Below are 22789 nucleotides of genomic sequence, written 5' to 3'. Positions count from 1 at the left end.
ATAGCATCTATAACGCTCGATAAGCAATCTCGTTTACTTGTTCAGCGTTGCCTTAGGCAGCCCTGAAACGAAATGTGGAGAACCGATGCGGCGGTGGCAGGGACTGGGATCGGTAGGCGGCCACATCGCTCCAGCTTATTGTCGTGACAGTGTCGCGACAATTGCCTCGTTTTCAAAAGCTTGTACGAACTGCACCATGCGACGCTGCGGCGCTTCTTCGAGTTGAAGAAGCGCCTACTGGAATGACGTCAGATTCAGTGAGACGGCCATGTTGTCGATGCGCATCCCAATATTTCCCTTGGTTCGCAAGGGTTATTTTGTCCCTGGAACATTGCAGGAGCCAATGGTTTAAGACGGCATTGGAAAACTTGCCTGCACAAAAGCGGTCCTCATGCCTGGCATCATTCACCTCAGCGCCCGGGCCTTGTCAGCCCGCTAATTTGCTCTTCAACAGCTCCGTCAATTGTGCCGGATTCGCTTTACCCTTCGTCGCTTTCATCGCCTGACCGATCAACGCGTTAAATGCCTTTTCCTTGCCGGCGCGGAATTCCTCGACCGATTTCGCATTTGCCGCCAGAACCTCGTCGATGATCTTTTCCAGCGCACCGCTGTCGGAGATCTGCTTCAAGCCCTTGGCTTCGATGATGTCATCAGCCAGCGTCGGCTTGTCGGAGGGCGCCTCCCACATCGCCGCGAACACTTCCTTGGCGATCTTGTTCGAAATCGTGCCGTCGGCGATGCGCTGCAGCAGCAGTGCAAGCTGATCCGCCTTCACCGGCGCGTCGGCGATATCGACGTTTTCGCGGTTCAGCGTTGACGACACATCACCCATCAGCCAGTTGGCGGCAGGCTTGGCCTGCTCCTTGCCGGCCTTGGCGACCACCGCTTCGAAATACGATGCCATCGCTTTCGATTGCGTCAGCACTGCCGCGTCGTACTCGGGCAGGCTGTAGTCGCGGGTGAACCGTTCGCGCATGGCGCCCGGCAGTTCGGGCATCGACATCTTGACGCGCTCGATCCATTCCTGCGCGATCACCAGCGGCGGCAGGTCCGGGTCGGGGAAGTAGCGGTAATCCTGCGCGTCTTCCTTGCTGCGCATCGACCGGGTTTCCTTCCGGTCGGGATCATAGAGCCGGGTTTCCTGCACGACCCTGCCGCCGTCCTCGATCAGTTCGATCTGGCGCCGCACTTCATAGTTGATCGCGTCTTCGAGAAAACGGAACGAGTTCAGGTTCTTGATCTCGCAACGGGTGCCGTATTCCTTTTGACCGACCGGCCGCACCGAGACGTTCGCGTCGCAGCGGAACGACCCTTCCTGCATGTTGCCGTCGCAGATGCCCAGCCACACCACCAGCGAATGCAGCGCCTTCGCATAGCCCACCGCTTCGGCCGCGCTGCGCATGTCCGGCTCGGTGACGATCTCCAGCAGTGGTGTTCCGGCACGGTTGAGGTCGATGCCCGACATGCCCTGGTAGTCTTCATGCAGGGATTTGCCGGCGTCCTCTTCCAGGTGGGCACGCGTCAGTTGCACCGACTGCATCTCGGCCTTGCCGTCCTTCTCCAGCACGAATGAAACGCGTCCGCCTTGCACGACGGGGATTTCATACTGGCTGATCTGATAACCCTTCGGCAGGTCGGGATAGAAATAATTCTTGCGCGCGAAAATCGATTGCGGCGCGATGGTGGCGCCGACTGCAAGACCGAACTGGATGGCGCGTTCCACCGCGCCCTTGTTCATCACCGGCAGGACGCCGGGCAGCGCCAGGTCCACCGGGCTGGCCTGGGTATTCGGCTCGGCGCCGAAGCGGGTCGACGCGCCGCTGAATATTTTCGATTGGGTCGAGAGCTGCGCATGCGTCTCCAGACCGATGACGACTTCCCATTGCATAGTGACCTCACTCCGTAATCTGTATGTCCTTCCCCGCGAGGGAAGGACGAAAAATGGTTTGCTACTGTTCGTAGCGGCAGTCGCCGGTCTTCAGGTTGACCGACAACTCGGAAAAATTCGTGCGCGATCCGCACAGGGCCGGGCAGGTCGGCTTGATGTTCAGCATGTCGCCATCCCGCTCCAGCCGAATGGTGCAATTGAGCCCGCGATCGAAGTCGTATCCACGCTGGTCCCGAGCGGCGCGCGCATCGGCGAGCGCGATGCGCCAGATCGGATTCGCCACATCTTCGCGTACTTCCGCTTTCAGGCCATCGCCCTGTTCGATGGTGCAATCAAAACCATGCGTGCTGCGATGCAATGCCGACTCCCATCGAAATGTATCGATGCGATCGCCGCGAAGGCGGATTTCGCCGTTGTCGGCGTAGATCACCCGCTCTCCGTTTTCTTCGCGCGTCGCACTGCACGAGAACGTTGCGTCCAGTTGCTGTGCGATAGCGGCCGTGCCGCACACAAGCAGCAAAGCCGGCAACAACAAATGGACGCGGCGCCGTTTCAATTGACGCCTTCCGGCTTGCGCAGATGCCAATCGGTGGCAAGCTGGTATTGGTGCGCAACGTTCAGCAGGCGTGCCTCGTCGAAATAATTGCCGATGACCTGCAATCCGACCGGCCGCTTTCCGTTCTTCTCGCCCTGTCCGAAACCGCATGGGATCGACATGCCCGGCAGGCCCGCGAGGCTGGTCGACAGCGTAAAGATATCGGCAAGATAGTTGGCGACCGGATCGTCGGCCTTGTCCCCGAGGTCCCATGCCACTGTCGGAGCGACCGGTCCCATGATGACGTCGCACTGCTGAAACGCGTTGCTGAAATCCTGCGCGATCAGGCGGCGGATCTTCTGGGCCTGCAAATAGTAGGCATCATAGTAGCCGTGCGACAGCACATAGGCGCCGACCAGGATGCGTCGCTTGACTTCGTCGCCGAAGCCTTCCGCACGCGATTTGCGGTACATATCGCCGAGGTCCTTGTATTCCTTCGCGCGATGGCCGTAGCGCACGCCGTCGAAGCGGCTGAGATTGGACGATGCCTCCGCCGGCGCGATGACGTAGTAGACAGGAATCGACAGCTCGGTCTTCGGCAGCGAGATATCCACCAGCGTCGCGCCGAGCTTTTCATATTCGGCAAGCGCGGCCCGGACCGCCTGTTCGACATCGGACGCCAGTCCCTTGCCGAAGTACTCACGCGGCACGCCGATCCGTAATCCCTGCAGGCTCTTGTCCAGGTCGCGGCCGAAGTCTTCCTTGTCGCCGCCCTTGCCGGGTTCGAGGCTGGTCGAATCGCGCGGATCGAACCCTGCCATTGCATTAAGCAGCAATGCACAGTCTTCCGCCGACTGGGCCATCGGACCGCCCTGGTCGAGCGATGATGCAAAAGCGATCATGCCGAAGCGGGATACCCGGCCATAGGTCGGTTTGATGCCGGTCACGCCGCAGAAGGACGCCGGCTGGCGGATCGAGCCTCCGGTGTCGGTCGCGGTTGCCGCCGGTGCGAGGCGCGCGGCGATCGTCGCCGCCGATCCTCCCGACGATCCGCCCGGCACCGCTGCCTTGTCCCAAGGATTCTTCACGGGGCCGAAGTACGAGTTCTCGTTGGATGACCCCATGGCAAATTCATCACAGTTCAGCTTTCCCAGCGTGACCATGCCTGCTGCATGGAACTGTTCGACGACGGTTGCATCGAAGGGGCTGACATAATTTGCGAGCATCTTCGAACCGGCAGTCGATCGCCAGCCGCGCGTAACGAAAATATCCTTGTGCGCAATCGGAATGCCGGTCAGGGGCGTGGTGTCGCCCGCAGCCAGTCGCTGATCCGCCGCCGCCGCCTGCTGCAGGGTGAGGTCCGCGTTGATGTCGATGAAGGCGTTCAGGTCGCTGCCTGCAATGCGATCCAGGTAGAGCTTTGCCAATTCGGTGGACGAGATCTGCTTTGCTTGAAGCAGTCGGGAAAGTTCTTTAAGGGATTTCGTATGCATATGTGGATGGCCAGGAAGGGCCGATGATCTTTCGTGATGTGCTTTCGGCAAGCCGGTGTTGCCGATTCGGTTACTCGATGACTTTCGGCACCAGGTACAGGCCGTCCTGCGTGGCGGGCGCAACCTGTTGATAGTCGTCGCGACGATCCGGTTCCGTAACGGCGTCGTCGCGCAAACGCAACGCGACATTGTTCTGGTGGGCGGCGATCGGATGATTCAGGGGTTCGATGCCGTTTGTATCGACAGCGCGCATTTGTTCGACGAGCGAAAAGATGCTGTTGAGCTTGTCGAGGGTTCGGGAAGCCTGATCTTCATTCAGGTCGAGTTGCGCGAGACGGGCAAGACGTTTTACATCGTTGAGTTCAAGGGACATGTCGGAGGGCACGTGCAAGCCGTGCATAAGAAATAATCTTTAAAAACAAAAGTGTTTTAGTTCTGGCAAAAGCTTATCAAAAAGGCGTGTTCAGCTCGTATTTTTGGTATTTCCGCCAGCTAATTTCAGCTAAATTATAAGGTAGAATGCTGGGCTACTGCCTCACAGCCGCCAGTGTATGCCGTGCGGGCGGACATTCAACCTTCAATGCTTCGCGCATCATTGTTGCGCATCGGGACAACACATGTTTGGATTTTTACGCAGTTATTTTTCTAACGACCTGGCAATCGATCTCGGCACGGCCAACACCCTGATATATGTGCGCGGACTGGGCATTGTTTTGGATGAGCCGTCGGTAGTCGCGATCCGCCAGCAGGGCGGTCCGAATGGCAAGAAGACCATTCAGGCGGTCGGCAAGGAAGCCAAACAGATGCTGGGCAAGGTCCCTGGCAATATTGAAGCGATTCGTCCGATGAAGGACGGCGTGATCGCCGACTTCACCGTCACCGAGCAGATGCTCAAGCAGTTCATCCGCATGGTGCACGACTCGAAGCTGTTCAAGCCGTCGCCGCGCATCATCATCTGCGTTCCCTGCGGTTCCACCCAGGTCGAGCGTCGCGCCATCCGCGAATCCGCGCTCGGCGCCGGCGCATCCCAGGTATATCTGATCGAGGAGCCGATGGCCGCCGCAATCGGCGCCGGACTGCCGGTGTCGGATGCAACCGGCTCCATGGTGGTCGACATCGGCGGCGGTACGACCGAAGTCGGCATCATTTCCCTCGGCGGCATGGTCTACAAGGGGTCGGTGCGCGTTGGCGGCGACAAGTTCGATGAGGCAATTGTCAACTACATCCGCCGCAATTACGGCATGCTGATCGGCGAGCAGACCGCCGAACTCATCAAGAAGGAAATCGGTTCCGCCTTCCCGGGTTCCGAGGTCAAGGAAATGGAAGTGAAGGGCCGCAACCTGTCGGAAGGCATTCCGCGCTCGTTCACCATTTCCAGCAATGAAATCCTGGAAGCGCTGACCGACCCCCTCAATAACATCGTCTCGGCCGTGAAGAATGCGCTGGAACAGACGCCGCCCGAGCTGGGCGCCGACATCGCCGAAAAAGGCATGATGCTGACAGGCGGCGGCGCGTTGCTGCGCGACCTCGACCGCCTCCTGATGGAAGAGACCGGCTTGCCGGTGATCGTTGCCGAAGATCCTCTGACCTGCGTGGTGCGCGGCTCCGGCATGGCACTCGAGCGGATGGACAAGCTGGGTTCGATTTTCTCGTACGAATAAAGCATCCTGTTCCAAACGATACGCAGCCATGCATTGGGATGGCGCGTATTGCAAATCAGGGCAGCCCTGGCAGACGATTGAAGAACATGGCGAGCGGATTGGCCAGGCGGCATGGTCGATATGCGTCGAGCATCGCGGGCCGAAACGCAGCTTCGCACAAGTTGGCAACCGCCTGCTGGGCGCACTTGAAACTGGTAGATAACATTTAATGGAATACAGCCCGCCGCCACTTTTCAAGCAAGGCGCTTCTGCCCGCGCCAAAGTGACGATCTTCGCGCTGATCGCCATCGGCTTGCTGATCGCAGATTCCCGCCTCCGCTCCCTGGGCATGATCCGGCAAACCGTCGCCACGGTGTTGTACCCGCTGCAAGTCGCGGCGCTGATGCCGCGCGATGCCGCCTACTTCATCGGCGACTACTTCTCCGCACTGTCCTCGCTGCAGAAAGAAAACCTCAGGCTGCAACAGGAGCAGCTCGCAAATGCGCAGACGCTGCAGCAGGTACGGCAGCTGTCCGCGGAAAATACGCAGCTGCGCAAATTACTGGACGCCAACGAACGCCTGCCGGTGAAGTCCATCATGAGCGAGATCCTGTACGACGCGCGCGATGCATTTACCCGCAAGGTCATATTGGACCGCGGCAGCCGGCATGGCGTTGCACCCGGACAGCCGGTGATCGACGACATCGGCGTGGTGGGCCAGGTGACCCGGGTATTCCCGTTCACTGCTGAAGTCACGCTGCTGACCGACAAGGACCAGGCGATTCCTGTCCAGGTAGTGCGCAGCGGCCTGCGCAGCATCGCATACGGTCAAGGACATTCCGGCTCGCTCGATCTGCGATTCATGCCGGCCAATGCGGATATCAAGAACGGCGACATGCTGGTGACATCCGGCATCGATGGCGTATATCCCGCCGGCCTGTCGGTGGCGAAGGTGACCCAGGTGGAAAGCAAATCATCCGATGCATTCGCCCGGATCGTCTGCCAGCCGCTCGCAGGCATCGATCGCAATCGCCAGTTGCTGGTTCTGCTCACCGAGCCGCCTGTCGCCCAGCGTCCGCCGCCCGACGATCCGAAAAAGGATGCAAAGGCGAAGCAGAAACGCACCGAAGGCGCAAAGGAAGCGCCAAAAGATGCGGTCGCCCCGGCTCCGGCTGCTGCCGCTCCGGCTGCCGCAGCAGCGCCCGCACCTGAAAAGCAAAAGCCGACGCCATGAACCGCCCTCATTACATCCTGTTGCCCGTCAATCCGCTCTTCATCGCCGGCAGCCTGATCATTGCTTTTCTGCTCAATCTGCTGCCCTATGGCTACTGGGTCGGCGTGCCCGATTTCGTTGCGCTGGCACTGATTTTCTGGAGCATCCATCAACCCCGCAAGGTCGGCATCGGGATTGCGTTCGCCATGGGCCTGCTGATGGATGTGCATGATGCGGCGTTGCTTGGCGAGAATGCACTGTCGTACACGCTGCTGTCCTACTTTGCCATCATGATGCATCGGCGGGTGCTGTGGTTCCGGGTATGGACGCAGGTCCTGCACGTGCTGCCGCTGCTGTTGCTGATGCAGTCGGTGCAACTCGTGATCCGGCTGATGGTCAGCGGCAAGTTCGCCGGCTGGACATATTTCGCGGAAAGCTTGTCGACAGCGGCGCTGTGGCCGGTTATCACCTGGATATTGCTTGCACCGCAGCGGCGTGCAATCAATCGCGATGACACCCGGCCGATCTGATTGCCTGTCACGCTTGAATTGCTGCTTGAACATGCTTCGCGCGGCCTCGCGCCTGTAGATCTGCCGGCTTGAAGAACGAATGACTGAGTTTAAGAACACAGAACGGGAAGTACATCTATTCCGCCTGCGCCTGTCGGTAGCGGGCATATTCGTGCTCGCCCTGTTCGGCATTCTGCTGTCGCGATTTTTCTGGCTGCAGGTCGTCCGGCATGAGACCTACCATGGTCAGGCGGAAGACAACCGGATTTCGGTTGCCCCCATCGTGCCGAACCGCGGCCTGATACTGGACCGCAACGGTGTGGTCCTGGCCCGCAATTTTTCCGCGTACACGCTGGAGATTACACCGTCCAAGATTAACGAGCCGCTCGACAAAGTGATCGAAGGCCTGTCGACACTGGTCGAGATCCAGCCTAAGGACCGCAAGCGCTTCCGCCGCCTGCTGGAAGAAGCGAAAAACTTTGAAAGCGTGCCGATCCGCACCCGCCTCACCGACGAGGAGGTCGCGCGATTCACCGCTCAGCGGTATCGCTTCCCGGGCGTCGAGATCCAGGCACGGCTGTTCCGCCAATATCCGTTGGGGGATACCGCATCGCATGTGATCGGCTATATCGGACGCATCAGCCGCAAGGATGCCGATCGCATCGCCGAATCCGAGGATGCGGCGAACTATGTCGGTACCGACTACATCGGCAAGGAAGGCCTGGAAAAGAAATATGAAAAGATGCTGCACGGCACGACCGGATACGAGGAAGTCGAAGTAACGGCCGGAGGTCGGGCGATCCGCTCGCTGTCACGCACGCCGGCGGTGCCGGGAAACAATCTGATTCTGTCGATTGACATCGAACTGCAGAAAATCATCGAGGAAGCGTTCGGCGACCGGCGCGGCGCGCTCGTGGCGATCGAACCGTCGACCGGCGATATTCTTGCCTATGTGTCCAAGCCGACTTACGATCCGAACGTGTTTGTCGACGGGATCGACCAGCAGACATGGGAAGAGCTCAATACCTCGATCGACAGGCCATTGCTGAACAGGCCGCTGATCGGCAGCTATCCGCCGGGCTCCACCTATAAACCCTTCATGGCGCTCGCCGCGCTGGAAACCGGCAAACGCACGCCGTCGAATACCATTTCCGACCCCGGCTACTTCTGGTTCGGCAGCCATAAATTCCGCGACGACAAGGTGGACGGCCATGGCGTGGTGGACATGTATAAATCAATCGTCGTGTCCTGCAATACCTATTATTACAATCTTGCCAATGATCTCGGCGTGGACACGATTCACGACTTCATGAAGCCCTTTGGCTTTGGTCAACTGACTGGCATCGACCTTGATAACGAACGTACCGGCCTGCTGCCGTCGACGGCGTGGAAGCGTGCCGCCTACAAAAAGCCCGAGCAGAAGAAATGGTATGCGGGCGAGACGATCTCGATCGGCATCGGACAGGGCTACAACGCATTCACCCCGCTGCAGATGGCGCATGCGATTGCCAACCTGGCGAACAATGGCGTGGTGATGAAGCCGCACCTGGTCAAGACGATCGAAGACAGCGTGACCAAGGAACGAACACTGACCGTCCCGAAGGAAAGTTACCGGATCAATCTGAAGCAGGAGAACATCGATTTCGTTAAGCGTGCGATGGTCGGCGTGACGAAGGAGGGAACGTCGTCGCGTGCATTTGCCAAGACGGAGTACACATCGGCGGGCAAGACCGGTACCGCGCAAGCGATCGGCATCAGGAAGAACGAGAAATACGACGCCAAGAAGCTGGCCGAGCATCATCGCGATCACTCGCTCTACAGCGCATTCGCGCCGGCGGACAATCCGCGCATCGCGATCGCCGTCATTGTCGAGAATGCCGGTTTTGGTGCAGCGGCCGCCGCGCCGATCACCCGGATCGCGATGGACTATTACCTGCTAGGCAAGCGGCCGGAGCCGAAGGAAGCGCCAGCGGACAAGGTCGCCACACCCAATGCCGCGCAGGCCGCCGCGCCAAATAAACAGAAGCGCACTCCCGCGCCGACAATCGTTGAAACCGCAGCCGACAGGCACGAGCACTGATGACAAGCATGCAATTTTCCGAGCGGCGCACCATATGGCCCACCATCCGGCCTTACGTCATGGTGTTTGACGGGACGCTCGCGCTGATCGTCTTCCTCATCCTTTCGGTGAGCGCGTTCACGATGTTTTCGGCCGGCATGGACGCACCCGGGCGCTTCGAGGATCACATGCGCAATACCCTGATTGCCTTCGTGGTGATGTGGATCGCGGCGATCATGCCGCCGCAGCTCCTGATGCGTTTCGCGGTGCCCATCTATACGGTCGGCGTGGCGCTCCTGATTGCAGTCGCGATGTTCGGCCTGGTCAAGAAAGGCGCGCGGCGCTGGGTCAATGTCGGCGTCGTTATCCAGCCGTCGGAGATCATGAAGATTGCCGTTCCCATGATGCTGGCCTGGTACTTCCAGAAACGCGAGGGCATGATCCAGTGGCATCACTTTATCGTGGGCGGCGTCATCCTCGCCATCCCCGGCGTGCTGATCATGCGCCAGCCCGATCTGGGCACCGCATTGCTGGTGCTGGCTGCCGGCTTCTATGTCATTTTCTTCGCGGGTCTGCCATGGAAAATTCTGGCTACGCTTACGGCCATAGGACTCGCCAGCCTGCCGGTCGCATGGTCGATGCTGCACGATTACCAGCGCCAAAGGGTGATGACGCTCATCGACCCGACCACCGATCCGCTCGGAACAGGATTCCACATCATTCAATCCATGATCGCGATCGGGTCCGGGGGCATCTGGGGCAAGGGATGGACCAACGGCACGCAGACACACCTGGAATTCATTCCTGAGCGCACTTCCGATTTTCTTTTTGCCGCCTACTCCGAAGAGTTCGGCCTGATCGGCAACATCGTCCTGCTGGTACTTTATCTGCTATTAATCGGGCGCGGCTTGCTGATCGCCGCGAATGCACCGACCCTGTTCAGCAGGCTGCTGGCGGGGGCGATCACCATGATCTTTTTCACTTATGCGTTCGTCAACATGGGCATGGTGAGCGGCATCCTGCCTGTCGTGGGCGTGCCGCTGCCCTTCATGAGCTATGGCGGTACGGCATTCATGACACTGGGGCTCGGTATCGGCATGCTGATGAGCATCCAGCGGCACAGGAAACTGGTGCAGAGCTGACGCCGGTTCAAACCGACGCCGCCATCCGCATCATTACAGTCAGACACAAAAAAGCGGCCGGATGCCGGCATTTCCGATTGGAATACTCTTTCTGAATGGCTAGAATCCTGAGGGTTGTAAAACCATCAGGATGACATCAGTGCCAGGTAAGCAAGCAAGCCTGAACTGACATGTTCACAAGCCATCAGGGAGAGAATGCAATGCAACTGCTTGCAAAGAAACGCATCGTGCGAAGCAGCGCCTTGCTGTTGACGGTGCTGTCGCTGTACGGCTGCGGCAGTTCGGTCCAGTTGTCCGAAACACCGGCCAATGCACCGGCCGGACGACAGTCAGCACCATCGAAAAGCGCATCCAACACCATACCTGCCTTGCCGCCCGCGGGCTCGGGTCGCGGCGGCTACTACCAGGACGACGGACCCGGCGACAACGTGCCGCCGGGCTTGCTGGATCTGCCCGATCCCGAGCCGCGTGTCGAACCTTATGCCCGGCGCGGCAATCAGCCCTACACGGTATTCGGCAAGACCTACACGCCCATCACCGATAGCAGGCCGCTCAAACAGCAGGGCGTCGGGAGCTGGTACGGCAAGAAATTCCACGGCCAGAAAACATCCTCCGGTGAGCTGTACGACATGTACAAGATCACCGCCGCGCATCCCACCCTGCCGATCCCCTCGTATGCCAGAGTCACCAATCTTGCCAACGGCAAGCAGGTCATCGTACGCGTGAACGACCGCGGTCCATTCCTTGGCGGGCGCATCATCGATCTGTCGTATGCAGCCGCATTGAAGCTGGGCTATCTGGAAAAAGGCAGCAGCCAACTGGAAGTGGAACGCCTGCTGCCGGAAGATATCGAGCGGATCGCCGCCGCCAGGCGCGAGCAGGCGCCGATGACTGCGTCGTCAACGACCGCACCGGCGGCAATCCAGCCCGCGCTGGCCTCCGGTACGCCGTCCGAGGGTGCTGTCGCACTGCCTGTCGCTGCGCCGGTCCTGCCACCGATCTCCATGATCGCATCGAGCGATATCCAGCCCTCGGTCACCCAGCAGGCCGTTCCTTCCGCAGCGCCCGGCTTCTATATCCAGCTCGGTGCGTTCGCGCAGGCGGCCAATGCCGAAGCGGCACGTGCGCGCTTGATGCAGAAATACCGTACCGATCTGCCGCCGGTCGAGGTGATGCAGCAGGGAACCTTGTACCGTCTGCACAGCGGGCCGTTTGCGACCCGCGCGGAAGCGGCGAGCGCGGCGCAGCAATTGCAGGATGTCGGCGCGACGAGACCGATGGTCGTGCAGCGCTGAAGCAGTGAGGAGCGCGGCGGCTCGCTGGTTTACTGGTCCGCGTCCTTCAGGCGCAGCGCCAGGTCATAGAGGGCGTTCTTCTTTCGCCCCGTGATCTGAGAGGCCAGCGAAGCCGCCTGCTTGACCGAACATTCGGTCAGCAGGATGCGCAATATGCGTTCCGCATCGGCATCGCCGGCATCCGTGTCGGCCGTCGCGCCCTCCAGCAGCAGCACATATTCGCCTTTTTCCCGATGCGGATCCTGCGCCAGCCAGGCAGCGGCTTCCGACAGCGTGCAGCGGTGGATTTCTTCAAACAGCTTGGTCAATTCGCGCGCGAACACGATGCGGCGCGTCGGCTCGAAGCTGCGCGCCAGTGCATCGATGGTATCGACAATGCGATGCGGCGCTTCGTACATGACGATGGTGGCCGTAGTCGTGCGCAGCGCGTCGAGCGCCGTTTGCCGTTGCGCCGCCTTCGACGGAAGGAAGCCGGCAAAGTAAAAGCGGTCGTTCAGCAGGCCGGCAGCCGACAAGGCCGCAATGCCCGCCGATGCGCCGGGCAGCGGCATCACCCGCAAGCCGGCCTTGCGCACCGCATCGACGATGCGTGCGCCGGGATCGGAGACTGCGGGCGTACCCGCATCCGATACCAGGGCGATCCGCTGGCCGGCCTGCAGGCGGGCGATCACCTTGTCCGCCGCCTCCCGTTCATTGTGCTCATGGACCGCCATCAATTCCTTGGACAAGCCGTAGCGCGAAAGCAGGTGTGCGGTATTGCGCGTGTCCTCGCATGCCACCGCATCGGCGATCGCGAGTACATTGATGGCACGCAACGTGATATCGCCCGTATTTCCGATCGGCGTCGCCACCACATATAATGTCGAGCCCGGGTACTGCTGTTGCGACACTTCCTGCAAAATCGGCAAGTGAGGGAAGGGCTGAATTGGCTGAGTCATGAGGAGGCAAGGATGTTGTACACATGGACGAAGGTGGCGTTGCTGAGTGCCGCCCTGAGCGGATTGTGCACGCCGGTGCTCGCAAACACAACTGCAACAACTGGAATGTCCCCGCAACTCGCGCAGGCGTCCGTGGTGGAAACGTTCCCCGTCAGCCCACCCGCGTCCTCCAGTGATTTTCGCTTGCCGGGTGATGCGTCGCAGAACGCGCCTGGCGGAACCGCAGGTGCGGTGGCGCGTGTCGCGCTGATGCTGCCGTTGCGTTCCGAGACGCTCGGCAAGGCGGCCGAAGCGGTGCGAAACGGTTTCATGGCTGCGCATGCCTATGAGAAGACAGGGATCGCGGTCAATGTCATCGAAACGGCGGATGCGGTCCCGGACATGCTGTCGAGCTATGCCACCGCGGCTGCGCAGCACGATATCATCGTCGGCCCATTATCCCGTTCCGGCGCCGCCGCCATCGCCCAGAGCGGCAGCGTCAGCAAGCCCACCATTACCCTGACACAGCCGGAGCTGGCCGGCGATACGACGGAGGGAAAGCCCCGAAATCTCCTGTCTGTCGGCCTGTCCATCGAGGAGGAGGCGCGGCAGGCGGCCGATTGGGCCATCGGCAGCGCGGACCCCGGCACGGCATACATTGTGTCCACCGCCACGGCCTGGCAGCGCCGCGCTGCCAAGGCCTTTGCCGCCGAATGGCAGCACCAGGGCCGGAAATCGGAAATCATTGAAATTCCGCTCACCAGCGGATACCTCGGTGCGAAAGGACTCGCGCAGTTGAAGCAGCAAATGCAGTCCGAAAAGCCGGCATTGATCTTTGCCGCTCTCGATGCCAACCAGGCGCTACAGCTCCGCCTTGCACTCGGCACGCAAATTCCGATGTACGGCACATCGCAACTGAATCCCTACACGCAACCGATGGCCGGCAACGAGGCGGCGGCGGAAATGGACGGCGTGCGCCTGCTGGACATTCCGTGGCAATTGCAGCCCGACCATCCGGCGGTGATGGTCTATCCGCGTCCGGTCGTCGCCGCCGATCAGAAGCGCAGTCCCGACATGGAGCGGCTGTATGCACTCGGTATCGACGCCTACCGGATCACCCGCGAGATCGCCCTGCAACGCACCGACTTCGAGATTGACGGGGTGACCGGCAAGCTGACGGTGCGCTTCGGCCAGTCCGCGCCGTACTTCGAGCGCATCGGGCAGCACGCGATCTATCGCGACGGCGGCGTGGCGCCGGAACAGCGCTGATGGGATTGTTCGACGCTCTGGCGGAAAAACGCACCGGGCGCCAGATATCAGGCCAGGCAGGCGAGGACGCCGCGCTGGCGCACCTGGCCGCGCATGGCCTCCAACTCGTCGAGCGCAACTTCCGCTGCAAGGGTGGCGAAATCGATCTCATCATGCAGGAGCGCGGCGCGCTGGTGTTCGTCGAAGTCAGGAAGCGCGCCGATGGCCGTTACGGCGGCGCCGCGGCCAGCGTCACATTGCGCAAGCAGGCGCGCCTCGTCGTGGCTGCTCATGTCTTCCTGCAACGGTATACAATGCCGCCGGCATGCCGGTTCGACGTGGTCGCGATCGACGGTGCCCGGCTGACGTGGCTGAAGAACGTGATCGATGCATGACATGATCATGGCAGGTCGTCATGCAGGCTGCCGCCATGTGGGATAAAGACCAGCTGCCACGATCCGCAGTATTGACCAACATCGGCAACGACAGGCTTGCCGTCAACGACCGACGCACCGTTTTCAACCATATCGCCAACCATGAACAATCAACGAATCCTCGCCCATTTTCAGGAAAGCGCCGAACTGAAGACAAAGGCGGCAGCATTGCTGGCGCACCCCATCGAGCAAGCGGTGGAACTTATGTTCACGGCATTGTCTAACGGCAACAAGATACTTGCCTGCGGGAACGGCGGGTCGGCAGCGGACTGCCAGCATTTTGCCGCCGAACTGGTCGGCAGGTTCGAACGGGAAAGACTGCCGTTGCCGGCACTGGCGCTCACGACTGATACCTCGATCCTGACCGCAATCAGCAACGATTACAGCTACCAGGACATCTTCACGAAGCAGGTGCAGGCATTCGGCCAGTCCGGCGATGTGCTCCTGGCATTGTCCACCTCGGGCAATTCGGCCAATGTGCTTGCGGCGGTGGATGCGGCGCTGGAGCGGGACATGCGCATCGTCGCATTGACCGGAAAGGGCGGCGGCGCCATCGGCAAGCGGCTCACCGACGCGGATGTGCATATCTGCGTACCGCACGACCGCACCGCACGTATCCAGGAAGTGCATTTATTAACGATTCATTGTTTATGCGACGGTATCGATGTCGCCTTATTTGGGGGAGATGCGAATGATTAGTTGGCCTCGTGCCTGGTCTTGTGCGAACAGGCCTTTGGCAGCCGTCATCCTGTGCGGCGTATTGGTAACGAGCTTGCAGGGTTGCGTCGAAATGGCGATCGGAACCGCGGTGGTGGGAACGCTTGCCGCAACGGACCGCCGCACCTTCGGTGCGCAAACGGAAGACAAGACCATCACGCTGAAGGGTGAAACGCGCGTTGCGAACCTGGTCGGTAACGGCGGGCATGTAAATGTTGCAAGCTTCAACCGCAGGGTGCTACTGACAGGCGAAGTGCGGGACGACGCAATGAAGGCCGCCGTCGAACGCGAGGTGGGTGCGATTGAAAACGTGGCGTCCATCGTGAACGAACTGGAAGTGCTCGGCAATTCAAGTTTTGCATCACGTTCCAACGACACCCTCATTACCGGCAAGGTCAAGGCATCGTTCGTCGATGCGCGTGATTTATATGCCAATTCGATCAAGGTGGTGACCGAGCGCGGCGTCGTCTACCTCATGGGGCGCGTCACTCAACGCGAAGGCCAGATGGCCGGCGAAGTGGCGCGCGGCGTCAGCGGCGTGCAGAAAGTGGTGAAGGTATTCGAGTATATTTCCGAAGACGATTTGCGGCAGTTGAGCAGCGCGCCGGAAAGCCAGCAGAGCAGGCAGTAATTTCCTTTCACACAGCGCTGGAATGCTATATTTAGCCGCGGGGCAAACAGTCCCGCGGCTTTTTTATTGAAAGGGCGCCATGGTCTCAACCATCATCCTGTTTGCAATACTTCTACTGCTGTTGTTCTGGGCAGTCGGTGCCTACAACCGCCTGGTCAGTTTGCGCAATCAGCTCAAGAATGCCTTTTCACAAATCGATATCCAATTGAAGCGCCGCTATGACCTGATTCCGAACCTGGTCGAAACGGCGCGTGGCTACATGAAGCATGAACGCGAAACGCTGGAGGCAGTCATTGCCGCGCGCAATCATGCCGTCACCGCCAATGCAAAGGCCGCCGTCGATCCGGCGGATAACGGCGCGGTGAAGCAGCTGGCGATGGCGGAAGGCGTGCTGACCTCGTCGCTCGGGCGGATGTTCGCGCTGTCGGAGGCGTACCCAGATCTCAAGGCCAACGAGAACATGCTGCAGTTGACCGAAGAATTGACCAGCACCGAAAACCGGATTGCTTTCGCGCGCCAGGGCTATAACGACAACGCCATGGAATACAACATCTCGATCGAACAATTTCCCGTATCGATCATTGCAGGCATGTTTGCATTCAAGCAGGTTGAAATGCTGGAGGCGACCGAATCGCCGGAAGAGCGCAAGGCCGTCAAGGTTGCATTTTGAACGGGTGCGTATCGGGCATCCGTTCTCGTCCTCGCTTTCGAGGAGAGTGCCGGGGCAGGGAAGGGGTCTGCGCCCGGACACAGCGCATTCTTCACGCCTATTGAGCATGGCCCCGGAATGCAGGTCAGGGATCAGCCACACCCGCCGCTGTATCAAGCCATGAATTTCTTCCGGCAACAGGATCACGCGCGCCGGCAAACGCGCACATTGATCATCCTGTTCCTCCTTGCAGTGATCGCCATCGTGATCGCGGTCAACGCGGCAATGACGCTGGTCTGGATTGGCTTCCAGGGCGGTTATTCCTCCGTACCCGACTTCTTCCCTAAAGGCTTTTTCGCAACCAACACGCTGGTCACGGTAGCGCTGATTGCTGTCGGGACGCTGATCGAAACCTATAACCTGCGCGACGGCGGTGATGCGGTTGCAAAAATGGCAGGCGGGAGGCTGGTATCGGCTGGATCGCGCGATATTCACGAGCGGCGATTACTGAACGTGGTGCAGGAAATGTCGCTGGCCTCGGGCCTCGCCTGTCCGAGCGTCTACCTGCTGGACAATGAAGACGCGATCAACGCCTTCGCGGCGGGTTTCAATCAGAACGAAGCGGTTGTGGTGGTGACGCGTGGCCTGCTTCGACGGTTGACGCGCGATGAACTGCAGGGCGTCGTGGCGCATGAGTTCAGCCACATCCTCAATGGCGACATGCGGCTGAACATCCGCCTCATCGGCGTGTTGTTCGGGATACAGATGGTGGCGGGCTTCGGTCAGCATCTGATCGATGCCGGCGTTCATGGATGGCATGTCGCCGGCACCACCGTGCGGCGGCCTTCTCCAAAAATCGTGTTGCTTGCCGTTGGCGGCACGTTTCTCGTGATCGGCTATATCGGCATTTTCTTCGGGCGATTGATCAAGGCCGCGGTGTCGCGCCAGCGCGAGTATCTGGCAGATGCCAGCGCAGTGCAATTTACTCGAAGCGCCGACGGTATCGGCGGCGCGCTGCGCAAGATCGGCGGACTCTCGCGGACGATCGCTCCGGGGTCGCGTATCCGGCATCCGAATGCAGAGCAGTTGTCGCATCTGTTTCTTGGCGCGCCGAAGGCAAGCCTGGTTCGCGGCCTGTTCGCTACCCATCCGCCGATCGCGGAACGCCTGCGCCGCATCTATGGCAGGCATGTCGCCTTGCTGGATGCTCCGGAAATGGCGGAGGTTTATGAAGGCGATACCAGCAGGTTGCCGGACATTCCCTATGTCGCGTCCGGATTCACGACGCAACCGCAGGCAATGTCGCCGACGGTTACCTTTGCATCGTCCGACGCAAGACCGGTGCGCTTGCCGGACGAACTGGACAGCGCAATGCGCGAACCGCATGCCGCCTGCGCGGTGGTGTATGCGCTGCTTGTTGCCTACGAGCCGGGATTGCCGGAATCGATTGCCGTTTCCGGCGACAGTGTGTCCGATCCGCATTTCGCAATTTTGCGCGACGTGGCGGCGCAGCGCGTCGATTTCATCCTGTTTCTTGCCAGGGCAGTCAGGCGCCTGCCGCGCAGCGCAAGGTTGCCGCTGCTGGATCTTGCCATGCCTGCGCTCAAGGAGTTGTCCGCCGACGCGCGTGCCAGGTTCCTTGCTGATGTCCAGGCATTCATCGCTGCAGACAAGCGCATCACGCTTGCGGAATTCGTCTTGCAAACGGTGCTCATCCGGCGCCTCGATGCACATGCGGGGCGTGCCATACCGGTCCGCTACCATGCGCTGCCGCAGATCCGTGACGCCGTGGCGCTGCTCCTGTCGCTGACGGCGCATGTCGGCGTTGCAACCGCAACATCAGCGGCAAACAATTTCCTGCGAGGCGCTGCCCGCTGTCCGGAACTTGGGCTGTCCGCAACGGATCTGACTGCAGCATCCGCGGTCACCTTCGACCGCATTCGTGACGCGCTCGATCGCGCCGCCCAACTCGCGCCGCTGGCAAAACCTGCACTGGTCAAGGCCCTGCTGGAATCCGCTTCAGGCAGCGAGCCATTGCCGGTCGCCGCTGCCGACTTGCTGCGCGCGATCTGCGCAGCGCTCGAAGCGCCGATCCCGCCGCTGGTGGCGGCGACGTATACTGCCTGTCATTGGTAACTTTTCCGAGGATTCGATATGCGAAGCATGTTCCGTTTGTTATCCGGCTTGTCGCTGGCCGTGGCCTTGCATGCCGTCGCCGTTCTGCCGGCATTCGCCGCGGAACCGGTGAAAGTGGTCTATCACCTCGTCGACGGCATTGAACAGGCATCGCGTGCCATGGGCAACATCCGCAACCATTTGCGCGCCGAGCCCGATACCAAGGTGGTGGTCGTGGCAAACGGCGACGGCATTCGTTTCCTGCTGGCGGGCGCCACGGAGCGCAACGGAAAGCCGTTCGATGCTGCGATCAGTGCGCTGGCGGCGCAAGGCGTCGAATTTCGCGTATGCGGCAACACACTGACTGCGCACGACGTGCCTGCCTCGCGGTTGTTGCCGGAGGCAAAGATCGTGACGTCCGGGGTAGTGGAGGTGGCGCGCCTGCAGTCGCGCGAAGGGTTCGTCTACCTGCGGCCCTGACATGATCTGACTATAATCGAGGCTTCACAAGAATCCCTCCATTCCGCCGACATCATGCAAACCGATGCTCCAGCCGCACCCCGCAAGCACACCTGGATGAAGGTACTTGCGCTCATCGCCGTGGCGGCGATCGCCATCGCCGCCTATTTTTCACTTGCCGCAAAAGAACCTGCGCCGGATGTGACCTTCACCAATCTCAAGGGTGAAAAAGTCAGCATGGAAAGCCTGCGCGGCAAGGTGGTCATGGTCAATTTCTGGGCTACGTCCTGTGCCACTTGCATCAAGGAAATGCCGGAAATGGTGGAGACCTACAATAAGTACAAGGACAAGGGGCTGGACTTCTTTGCCGTGGCCATGAGCTATGATCCACCCAATTACGTGCTCAATTACACCGAAACCCGCAAGCTGCCGTTTCACGTTGCACTGGATGTCAAAGGCGATCTCGCCAAATCGTTCGGAGACGTTTCGCTGACGCCGATGACGTTCGTCATCGACAAGCAAGGCAATATCATCAAGCGCTATCTCGGCGAGCCGAATTTTGCCGAAGTGCATCAGTTGATTGAAAAGGCATTGGCGGCTTGATTACTGCACATAGTCATCGACAATTAAAAAGGCGCTCAGGGCGCCTTCTTAATTTCGCGTGAATGAAACTTAAACTATGCCGGCGCCATGCGCCTGCTGGTCCGCGTGATAGGAACTGCGCACCATTGCACCGACGGCAGCGTGCACGAATCCCATCTTGTAGGCCTCTTCCTCGAACATCTTGAAGGTATCCGGGTGCACATAGCGGCGTACCGGCAGGTGGTCCCCGGACGGCATCAGGTACTGTCCGATGGTGAGCATATCGACATCATGGGCGCGCAGGTCGCGCATTACCTGCAGGATTTCTTCATCCGTTTCGCCAAGGCCAACCATGATGCCGGACTTGGTCGGGGTATCCGGATGCAGCGCCTTGAAGCGCTTGAGCAGGTTGAGGGAATATTCATAGTCGGAACCGGGGCGCGCTTCCTTGTACAGGCGGGGCACGGTTTCCAGGTTGTGGTTCATCACGTCCGGCGGCGCGGCTTTCAAAATTTCCAGTGCGCGGTCCATGCGGCCACGGAAGTCGGGAGTCAGGATCTCGATGCGGGTGGCCGGCGACAATTCGCGCACGCGGCGGATGCAATCGGCGAAGTGCCCTGCGCCGCCGTCGCGCAAATCGTCACGGTCGACCGAGGTGATCACGACGTAATTCAGCTTCAGCGCGGCGATCGTCTTCGCCAGGTTTTCCGGTTCGTTCACGTCGAGCGGGTCGGGACGGCCGTGACCGACATCGCAGAACGGGCAGCGGCGCGTGCACTTGTCGCCCATGATCATGAAGGTGGCGGTGCCCTTGCCAAAGCATTCGCCGATGTTCGGGCAGGATGCTTCCTCGCAGACCGTCACCAGCTTGTTGGCGCGCAGGATGTCCTTGATCTCGTAGAAGCGGGTCGACGGCGATGCCGCCTTGACCCGGATCCAGTCCGGCTTGGCCAACCTTTCGGCAGGCACGATCTTGATCGGAATGCGGGCGGTCTTGCCTGCGCCTTTCTGCTTGTCGCTCGGGTTGTAGGCGGTGGATGCGAGAGGCGTTTTTTCGGTAGTCGTCATTTGCGGGTCGCTCATTCGATGCCGTTCCGGTTTTGCCGCAACGGCAGCCTGTTCATCAGGCCGTTGGTAATGGCATTGCGTGCTGCATTACATAGGGTGCCGGTCCATGCGATGTCAAACCGGCACCGGTTCGCCAAGCTGCCGCATCAGTGCGCCGGCAAGGACCGACTGCATTTCATTCAATGACGCTTGCGAACCGAGCGTGCGCATATCCACGGTGGCCAGTCCTTCGTAGCCGCAGGGATTGATCCAGCTGAATGGCGCGAGGTCCATCGCGACATTCAGGGAGACACCGTGGTAGGTGCAGCCGTTGGACTTCACTTTCAAACCCAGGGCGGCAATCTTTGCGCCCTGCCAGGGGCCTTCGCCGGCGATGTAAATGCCCGGCGCGCCGGGCTTGCGCTCACCCGCGAGATTATACGCTGCAAGGGTGTCGACGACCGACTGTTCTATTTTGTACACGAACTCGCGGGCAAACAGGCGTGCGCCCGGACGCGCCCGGCGCAAATCCATCAACAGGTAGATGACCGCCTGGCCGGGGCCATGGTAGGTCACTTCGCCGCCGCGGTCGGTCTGGACCACTGGAATGCCATGTGCATCCAGCACATGCGACGGATCGGCGCCGAGGCCGAGGGTGAATACCGGCGGGTGCTCGACGATCCAGAGTTCGTCCGGCGTGTCCGCCGTCCGTGCATCGGTGAAGGCGCGCATGGCGTCGAACGTGGTCCGGTACGCTTCCAGTCCCCGCTGCACGATGATGGGTGTGGGCATGGGAAGAATGCCGCTAGAGCGGAATGGTGTAGAAATGGTGCTGGTCCTTCTGCGGCGAGTTGTCGATCACCTTCAGGATGGTGGCGTCGATGGCGCCTTCCTTCGGATCGAACAGCCCGCACAGCCGCATGGCCTTGCGCAGGTCGATCGTCTTGCCGAGGTATTCGAAGACGACGCGCGCGCAGGCGATCGAGCGCTGGTTGCTGGACGATACGCCGAGCATCAGTCCCGACAGGCGGGCGACCTTGTTCCGGTAGGTCGGAAACAGGATGGTCTGGGCGATCTCATTACCGGTCATCGATTCGTAGTCAACCAGAAAGATCCGGTCGTTCAGGTAAAACGCGCCGCCGATGTACTTGCATTTGTAAGCTTCGTCCAGGTTGGCATGCTGCGGAAAACGCTCCAGCCGCTCATGGTAGACCGCGCCGTCCTGCATGAAGACATGCACCAGGCCGCGTAGCACCTTTCCCGGGGCGCTCATCGAATAGTAATACTCGTAGTAGTAACCCAGGTACTTTTCGCACTTGCCGGTGGAGTGGCGCTGCAGGCGCGTGATGTGTTCCGCATAGGCGGCATGTTCAGCGCGCTGCCTTGGCCGCACCTGGACGATCTGGTGGAAATGATCCCGCGGGAGATAAATTTCAGCTGGTTCGACACCGAAAAAATCGCAGATCCGGTCCAGCGTATGGTTGGACGGCGTGCTGGTGCCGTTCAGGTAGCGATTGAATTGTGCCCGATTGATGTTGAGCTTTCGGCAAACATCGGCAACCGACCGGTAGTAGCCGCACAGCATGCGCAGGTTGGCGCAAAACTCGGTTTGCTCCGCGGAAAACGGCTTGCCGTGCATGGCGGCGTGAAGAGGGCGCATAAATGGTCGCGATGGGGGCGAAATTATCAAAAAATGACGCTGAAATGATACTGGTTGACGCTATTGTAGCACCAGGTAGCATCTACTCGCGCCAGATAGCGAAATGGCGTCCATGCAGTTTTATCCATACAGTTGCCTTCGAAGTTGCAAGCCGTACAGGCCAGCATAGCAACAAAGCCAAAAGCGCATATGAGACAAGTGCCAGGTCCGGCCGATCCCGATCCTGGCGCACCCTCCCTGAGGAAGAATTCATGTTGACCGTAGAGAAGCATCCGCTGAACGATTGCGTGTCGTACGACCGCTTTCATGCCGAGGCGGACGTCCCAGCCAAATCTGCTGCCCCAGTCGACTCATTCAGGGCAAGCGTTGCCGCTCCCAGCCTTTTCTCCTCCCGCATTTCCGTTTTCGGTCGTGAGGCCGAGTCTTTTTCGCCTGCACTGCTCACCAGCGCCGGCGATTTTTCGCAACAAGCTTGTTTATTCCACCCCTAGGAGAAATTCCATGCAGTTCAAGACAAAAATGATTCCATTGGCAGGCGCGATTGCATTTGCACTGG

General features: G+C 60.0%; 23 protein-coding genes. 15 read left to right on the top strand and 8 right to left on the bottom strand.

Annotation, left to right across the window (positions count from 1 at the left end; all coding sequences use genetic code 11):
* Positions 1–427: 427 nt before the first annotated feature.
* From gatB to gatC, 4 genes are all read right to left on the bottom strand, one after another.
* Complete coding sequence (gene gatB / locus V7080_RS08960) at positions 428–1888, bottom strand: Asp-tRNA(Asn)/Glu-tRNA(Gln) amidotransferase subunit GatB (RefSeq protein WP_334188051.1); 1461 nt, start codon at positions 1886–1888, stop codon at positions 428–430.
* Positions 1889–1949: 61 nt separating this feature from the next.
* Entirely contained in the window at positions 1950–2444 is a 495-nt protein-coding gene (locus tag V7080_RS08955) for a hypothetical protein (RefSeq protein ID WP_334188050.1), read from the bottom strand.
* On the bottom strand, positions 2441–3916 hold the full coding sequence (gatA, locus tag V7080_RS08950; RefSeq protein WP_334188049.1) for an Asp-tRNA(Asn)/Glu-tRNA(Gln) amidotransferase subunit GatA: 1476 nt from the start codon (positions 3914–3916) through the stop codon (positions 2441–2443). Before gatA ends, V7080_RS08955 begins: the two co-directional genes overlap by 4 nt.
* A 70-nt stretch (positions 3917–3986) precedes the next feature.
* Positions 3987–4289: an Asp-tRNA(Asn)/Glu-tRNA(Gln) amidotransferase subunit GatC gene (gene gatC, locus V7080_RS08945; protein WP_334188048.1), complete on the bottom strand. Its 303-nt coding sequence runs from the start codon at positions 4287–4289 to the stop codon at positions 3987–3989.
* Between the two features lie 244 nt (positions 4290–4533).
* Here gatC and V7080_RS08940 point away from each other — a divergent pair, with 244 nt between their 5' ends.
* The 6 genes from V7080_RS08940 (at position 4534) to V7080_RS08915 (ending at position 11774) form a co-directional block, all read left to right on the top strand.
* Complete coding sequence (locus tag V7080_RS08940) at positions 4534–5577, top strand: rod shape-determining protein (RefSeq protein ID WP_326858004.1); 1044 nt, start codon at positions 4534–4536, stop codon at positions 5575–5577.
* A 208-nt stretch (positions 5578–5785) separates the two neighbouring features.
* Positions 5786–6790, top strand: a complete 1005-nt coding sequence (gene mreC / locus V7080_RS08935; RefSeq protein ID WP_334188047.1) for a rod shape-determining protein MreC — start codon at positions 5786–5788, stop codon at positions 6788–6790.
* Entirely contained in the window at positions 6787–7299 is a 513-nt protein-coding gene (mreD, locus tag V7080_RS08930; protein WP_334188046.1) for a rod shape-determining protein MreD, read from the top strand. Before mreC ends, mreD begins: the two co-directional genes overlap by 4 nt.
* Before the next feature lie 79 nt (positions 7300–7378).
* The gene (gene mrdA, locus V7080_RS08925) at positions 7379–9358 is read left to right on the top strand and encodes a penicillin-binding protein 2 (protein WP_334188045.1); all 1980 of its coding nucleotides are present in this window, start codon (positions 7379–7381) and stop codon (positions 9356–9358) included.
* Between the two features lie 8 nt (positions 9359–9366).
* A complete protein-coding gene (gene rodA, locus V7080_RS08920) occupies positions 9367–10479 on the top strand; it encodes a rod shape-determining protein RodA (RefSeq protein ID WP_334188052.1) in 1113 nt (370 codons plus the stop codon).
* A gap of 200 nt (positions 10480–10679) precedes the next feature.
* Positions 10680–11774, top strand: coding sequence for a septal ring lytic transglycosylase RlpA family protein (locus V7080_RS08915; protein ID WP_334188044.1), 1095 nt, complete (start codon positions 10680–10682; stop codon positions 11772–11774).
* A gap of 29 nt (positions 11775–11803) precedes the next feature.
* On the opposite strand, the gene rsmI is transcribed toward V7080_RS08915, so the two are convergent.
* On the bottom strand, positions 11804–12712 hold the full coding sequence (gene rsmI, locus V7080_RS08910) for a 16S rRNA (cytidine(1402)-2'-O)-methyltransferase (RefSeq protein WP_334188043.1): 909 nt from the start codon (positions 12710–12712) through the stop codon (positions 11804–11806).
* Between the two features lie 12 nt (positions 12713–12724).
* Between rsmI and V7080_RS08905 the strand changes: the two genes are divergently transcribed.
* From V7080_RS08905 to V7080_RS08870, 8 genes are all read left to right on the top strand, one after another.
* The gene (locus tag V7080_RS08905) at positions 12725–13960 is read left to right on the top strand and encodes a penicillin-binding protein activator (RefSeq protein WP_334188042.1); all 1236 of its coding nucleotides are present in this window, start codon (positions 12725–12727) and stop codon (positions 13958–13960) included.
* On the top strand, positions 13960–14334 hold the full coding sequence (locus tag V7080_RS08900; protein WP_334188041.1) for a YraN family protein: 375 nt from the start codon (positions 13960–13962) through the stop codon (positions 14332–14334). Before V7080_RS08905 ends, V7080_RS08900 begins: the two co-directional genes overlap by 1 nt.
* A gap of 141 nt (positions 14335–14475) precedes the next feature.
* Positions 14476–15072, top strand: coding sequence for a phosphoheptose isomerase (locus V7080_RS08895; protein WP_334188040.1), 597 nt, complete (start codon positions 14476–14478; stop codon positions 15070–15072).
* Positions 15065–15721 carry a BON domain-containing protein gene (locus tag V7080_RS08890; protein ID WP_334188039.1) on the top strand — a complete coding sequence of 219 codons (657 nt, stop codon included), beginning with the start codon at positions 15065–15067 and terminating at the stop codon, positions 15719–15721. Before V7080_RS08895 ends, V7080_RS08890 begins: the two co-directional genes overlap by 8 nt.
* 79 nt (positions 15722–15800) lie before the next feature.
* Positions 15801–16391, top strand: coding sequence for a LemA family protein (locus tag V7080_RS08885; RefSeq protein WP_334188038.1), 591 nt, complete (start codon positions 15801–15803; stop codon positions 16389–16391).
* Between the two features lie 159 nt (positions 16392–16550).
* Positions 16551–18506: a M48 family metallopeptidase gene (locus V7080_RS08880; RefSeq protein WP_334188037.1), complete on the top strand. Its 1956-nt coding sequence runs from the start codon at positions 16551–16553 to the stop codon at positions 18504–18506.
* A gap of 18 nt (positions 18507–18524) precedes the next feature.
* Positions 18525–18965: a DsrE family protein gene (locus tag V7080_RS08875; RefSeq protein ID WP_334188036.1), complete on the top strand. Its 441-nt coding sequence runs from the start codon at positions 18525–18527 to the stop codon at positions 18963–18965.
* 54 nt (positions 18966–19019) lie between these two features.
* Positions 19020–19547, top strand: coding sequence for a peroxiredoxin family protein (locus V7080_RS08870; RefSeq protein WP_334188035.1), 528 nt, complete (start codon positions 19020–19022; stop codon positions 19545–19547).
* A gap of 69 nt (positions 19548–19616) precedes the next feature.
* Here the strand turns inward: V7080_RS08870 and lipA are convergent, their stop codons facing one another.
* The 3 genes from lipA to V7080_RS08855 form a co-directional block, all read right to left on the bottom strand.
* A complete protein-coding gene (gene lipA / locus V7080_RS08865) occupies positions 19617–20609 on the bottom strand; it encodes a lipoyl synthase (protein WP_334188034.1) in 993 nt (330 codons plus the stop codon).
* A 99-nt stretch (positions 20610–20708) separates the two neighbouring features.
* Positions 20709–21365 (bottom strand): lipoyl(octanoyl) transferase LipB, encoded by a 657-nt coding sequence (gene lipB / locus V7080_RS08860; RefSeq protein ID WP_334188033.1) that lies wholly within the window; start codon positions 21363–21365, stop codon positions 20709–20711.
* A 13-nt stretch (positions 21366–21378) separates the two neighbouring features.
* A complete protein-coding gene (locus V7080_RS08855; protein WP_334188032.1) occupies positions 21379–22233 on the bottom strand; it encodes a helix-turn-helix domain-containing protein in 855 nt (284 codons plus the stop codon).
* Positions 22234–22484: 251 nt separating this feature from the next.
* Between V7080_RS08855 and V7080_RS08850 the strand changes: the two genes are divergently transcribed.
* Positions 22485–22724 (top strand): hypothetical protein, encoded by a 240-nt coding sequence (locus tag V7080_RS08850; RefSeq protein WP_334188031.1) that lies wholly within the window; start codon positions 22485–22487, stop codon positions 22722–22724.
* The last annotated feature ends 65 nt before the right edge of the window (positions 22725–22789 follow it).

The sequence above is a fragment of the Noviherbaspirillum sp. genome (genome assembly GCF_036846085.1).
Lineage (GTDB): Bacteria > Pseudomonadota > Gammaproteobacteria > Burkholderiales > Burkholderiaceae_D > Noviherbaspirillum.
The sequence above is the reverse complement of the archived record's forward strand: the minus strand, read 5'-3'. Positions and strand labels throughout refer to the sequence as shown.

Coding starts and splice junctions, on each gene's coding strand:
- gatB (WP_334188051.1), bottom strand. CDS start 1,888: ATGCAATGGGAAGTCGTCATCGGTCTGGAGACGCATGCGCAGCTCTCG.
- gatA (WP_334188049.1), bottom strand. CDS start 3,916: ATGCATACGAAATCCCTTAAAGAACTTTCCCGACTGCTTCAAGCAAAG.
- gatC (WP_334188048.1), bottom strand. CDS start 4,289: ATGTCCCTTGAACTCAACGATGTAAAACGTCTTGCCCGTCTCGCGCAA.
- V7080_RS08940 (WP_326858004.1), top strand. CDS start 4,534: ATGTTTGGATTTTTACGCAGTTATTTTTCTAACGACCTGGCAATCGAT.
- mreC (WP_334188047.1), top strand. CDS start 5,786: ATGGAATACAGCCCGCCGCCACTTTTCAAGCAAGGCGCTTCTGCCCGC.
- mreD (WP_334188046.1), top strand. CDS start 6,787: ATGAACCGCCCTCATTACATCCTGTTGCCCGTCAATCCGCTCTTCATC.
- mrdA (WP_334188045.1), top strand. CDS start 7,379: ATGACTGAGTTTAAGAACACAGAACGGGAAGTACATCTATTCCGCCTG.
- rodA (WP_334188052.1), top strand. CDS start 9,367: ATGCAATTTTCCGAGCGGCGCACCATATGGCCCACCATCCGGCCTTAC.
- V7080_RS08915 (WP_334188044.1), top strand. CDS start 10,680: ATGCAACTGCTTGCAAAGAAACGCATCGTGCGAAGCAGCGCCTTGCTG.
- rsmI (WP_334188043.1), bottom strand. CDS start 12,712: ATGACTCAGCCAATTCAGCCCTTCCCTCACTTGCCGATTTTGCAGGAA.
- V7080_RS08905 (WP_334188042.1), top strand. CDS start 12,725: ATGTTGTACACATGGACGAAGGTGGCGTTGCTGAGTGCCGCCCTGAGC.
- V7080_RS08900 (WP_334188041.1), top strand. CDS start 13,960: ATGGGATTGTTCGACGCTCTGGCGGAAAAACGCACCGGGCGCCAGATA.
- V7080_RS08895 (WP_334188040.1), top strand. CDS start 14,476: ATGAACAATCAACGAATCCTCGCCCATTTTCAGGAAAGCGCCGAACTG.
- V7080_RS08890 (WP_334188039.1), top strand. CDS start 15,065: ATGATTAGTTGGCCTCGTGCCTGGTCTTGTGCGAACAGGCCTTTGGCA.
- V7080_RS08885 (WP_334188038.1), top strand. CDS start 15,801: ATGGTCTCAACCATCATCCTGTTTGCAATACTTCTACTGCTGTTGTTC.
- V7080_RS08880 (WP_334188037.1), top strand. CDS start 16,551: ATGAATTTCTTCCGGCAACAGGATCACGCGCGCCGGCAAACGCGCACA.
- V7080_RS08875 (WP_334188036.1), top strand. CDS start 18,525: ATGCGAAGCATGTTCCGTTTGTTATCCGGCTTGTCGCTGGCCGTGGCC.
- V7080_RS08870 (WP_334188035.1), top strand. CDS start 19,020: ATGCAAACCGATGCTCCAGCCGCACCCCGCAAGCACACCTGGATGAAG.
- lipA (WP_334188034.1), bottom strand. CDS start 20,609: ATGAGCGACCCGCAAATGACGACTACCGAAAAAACGCCTCTCGCATCC.
- lipB (WP_334188033.1), bottom strand. CDS start 21,365: ATGCCCACACCCATCATCGTGCAGCGGGGACTGGAAGCGTACCGGACC.
- V7080_RS08855 (WP_334188032.1), bottom strand. CDS start 22,233: ATGCGCCCTCTTCACGCCGCCATGCACGGCAAGCCGTTTTCCGCGGAG.
- V7080_RS08850 (WP_334188031.1), top strand. CDS start 22,485: ATGTTGACCGTAGAGAAGCATCCGCTGAACGATTGCGTGTCGTACGAC.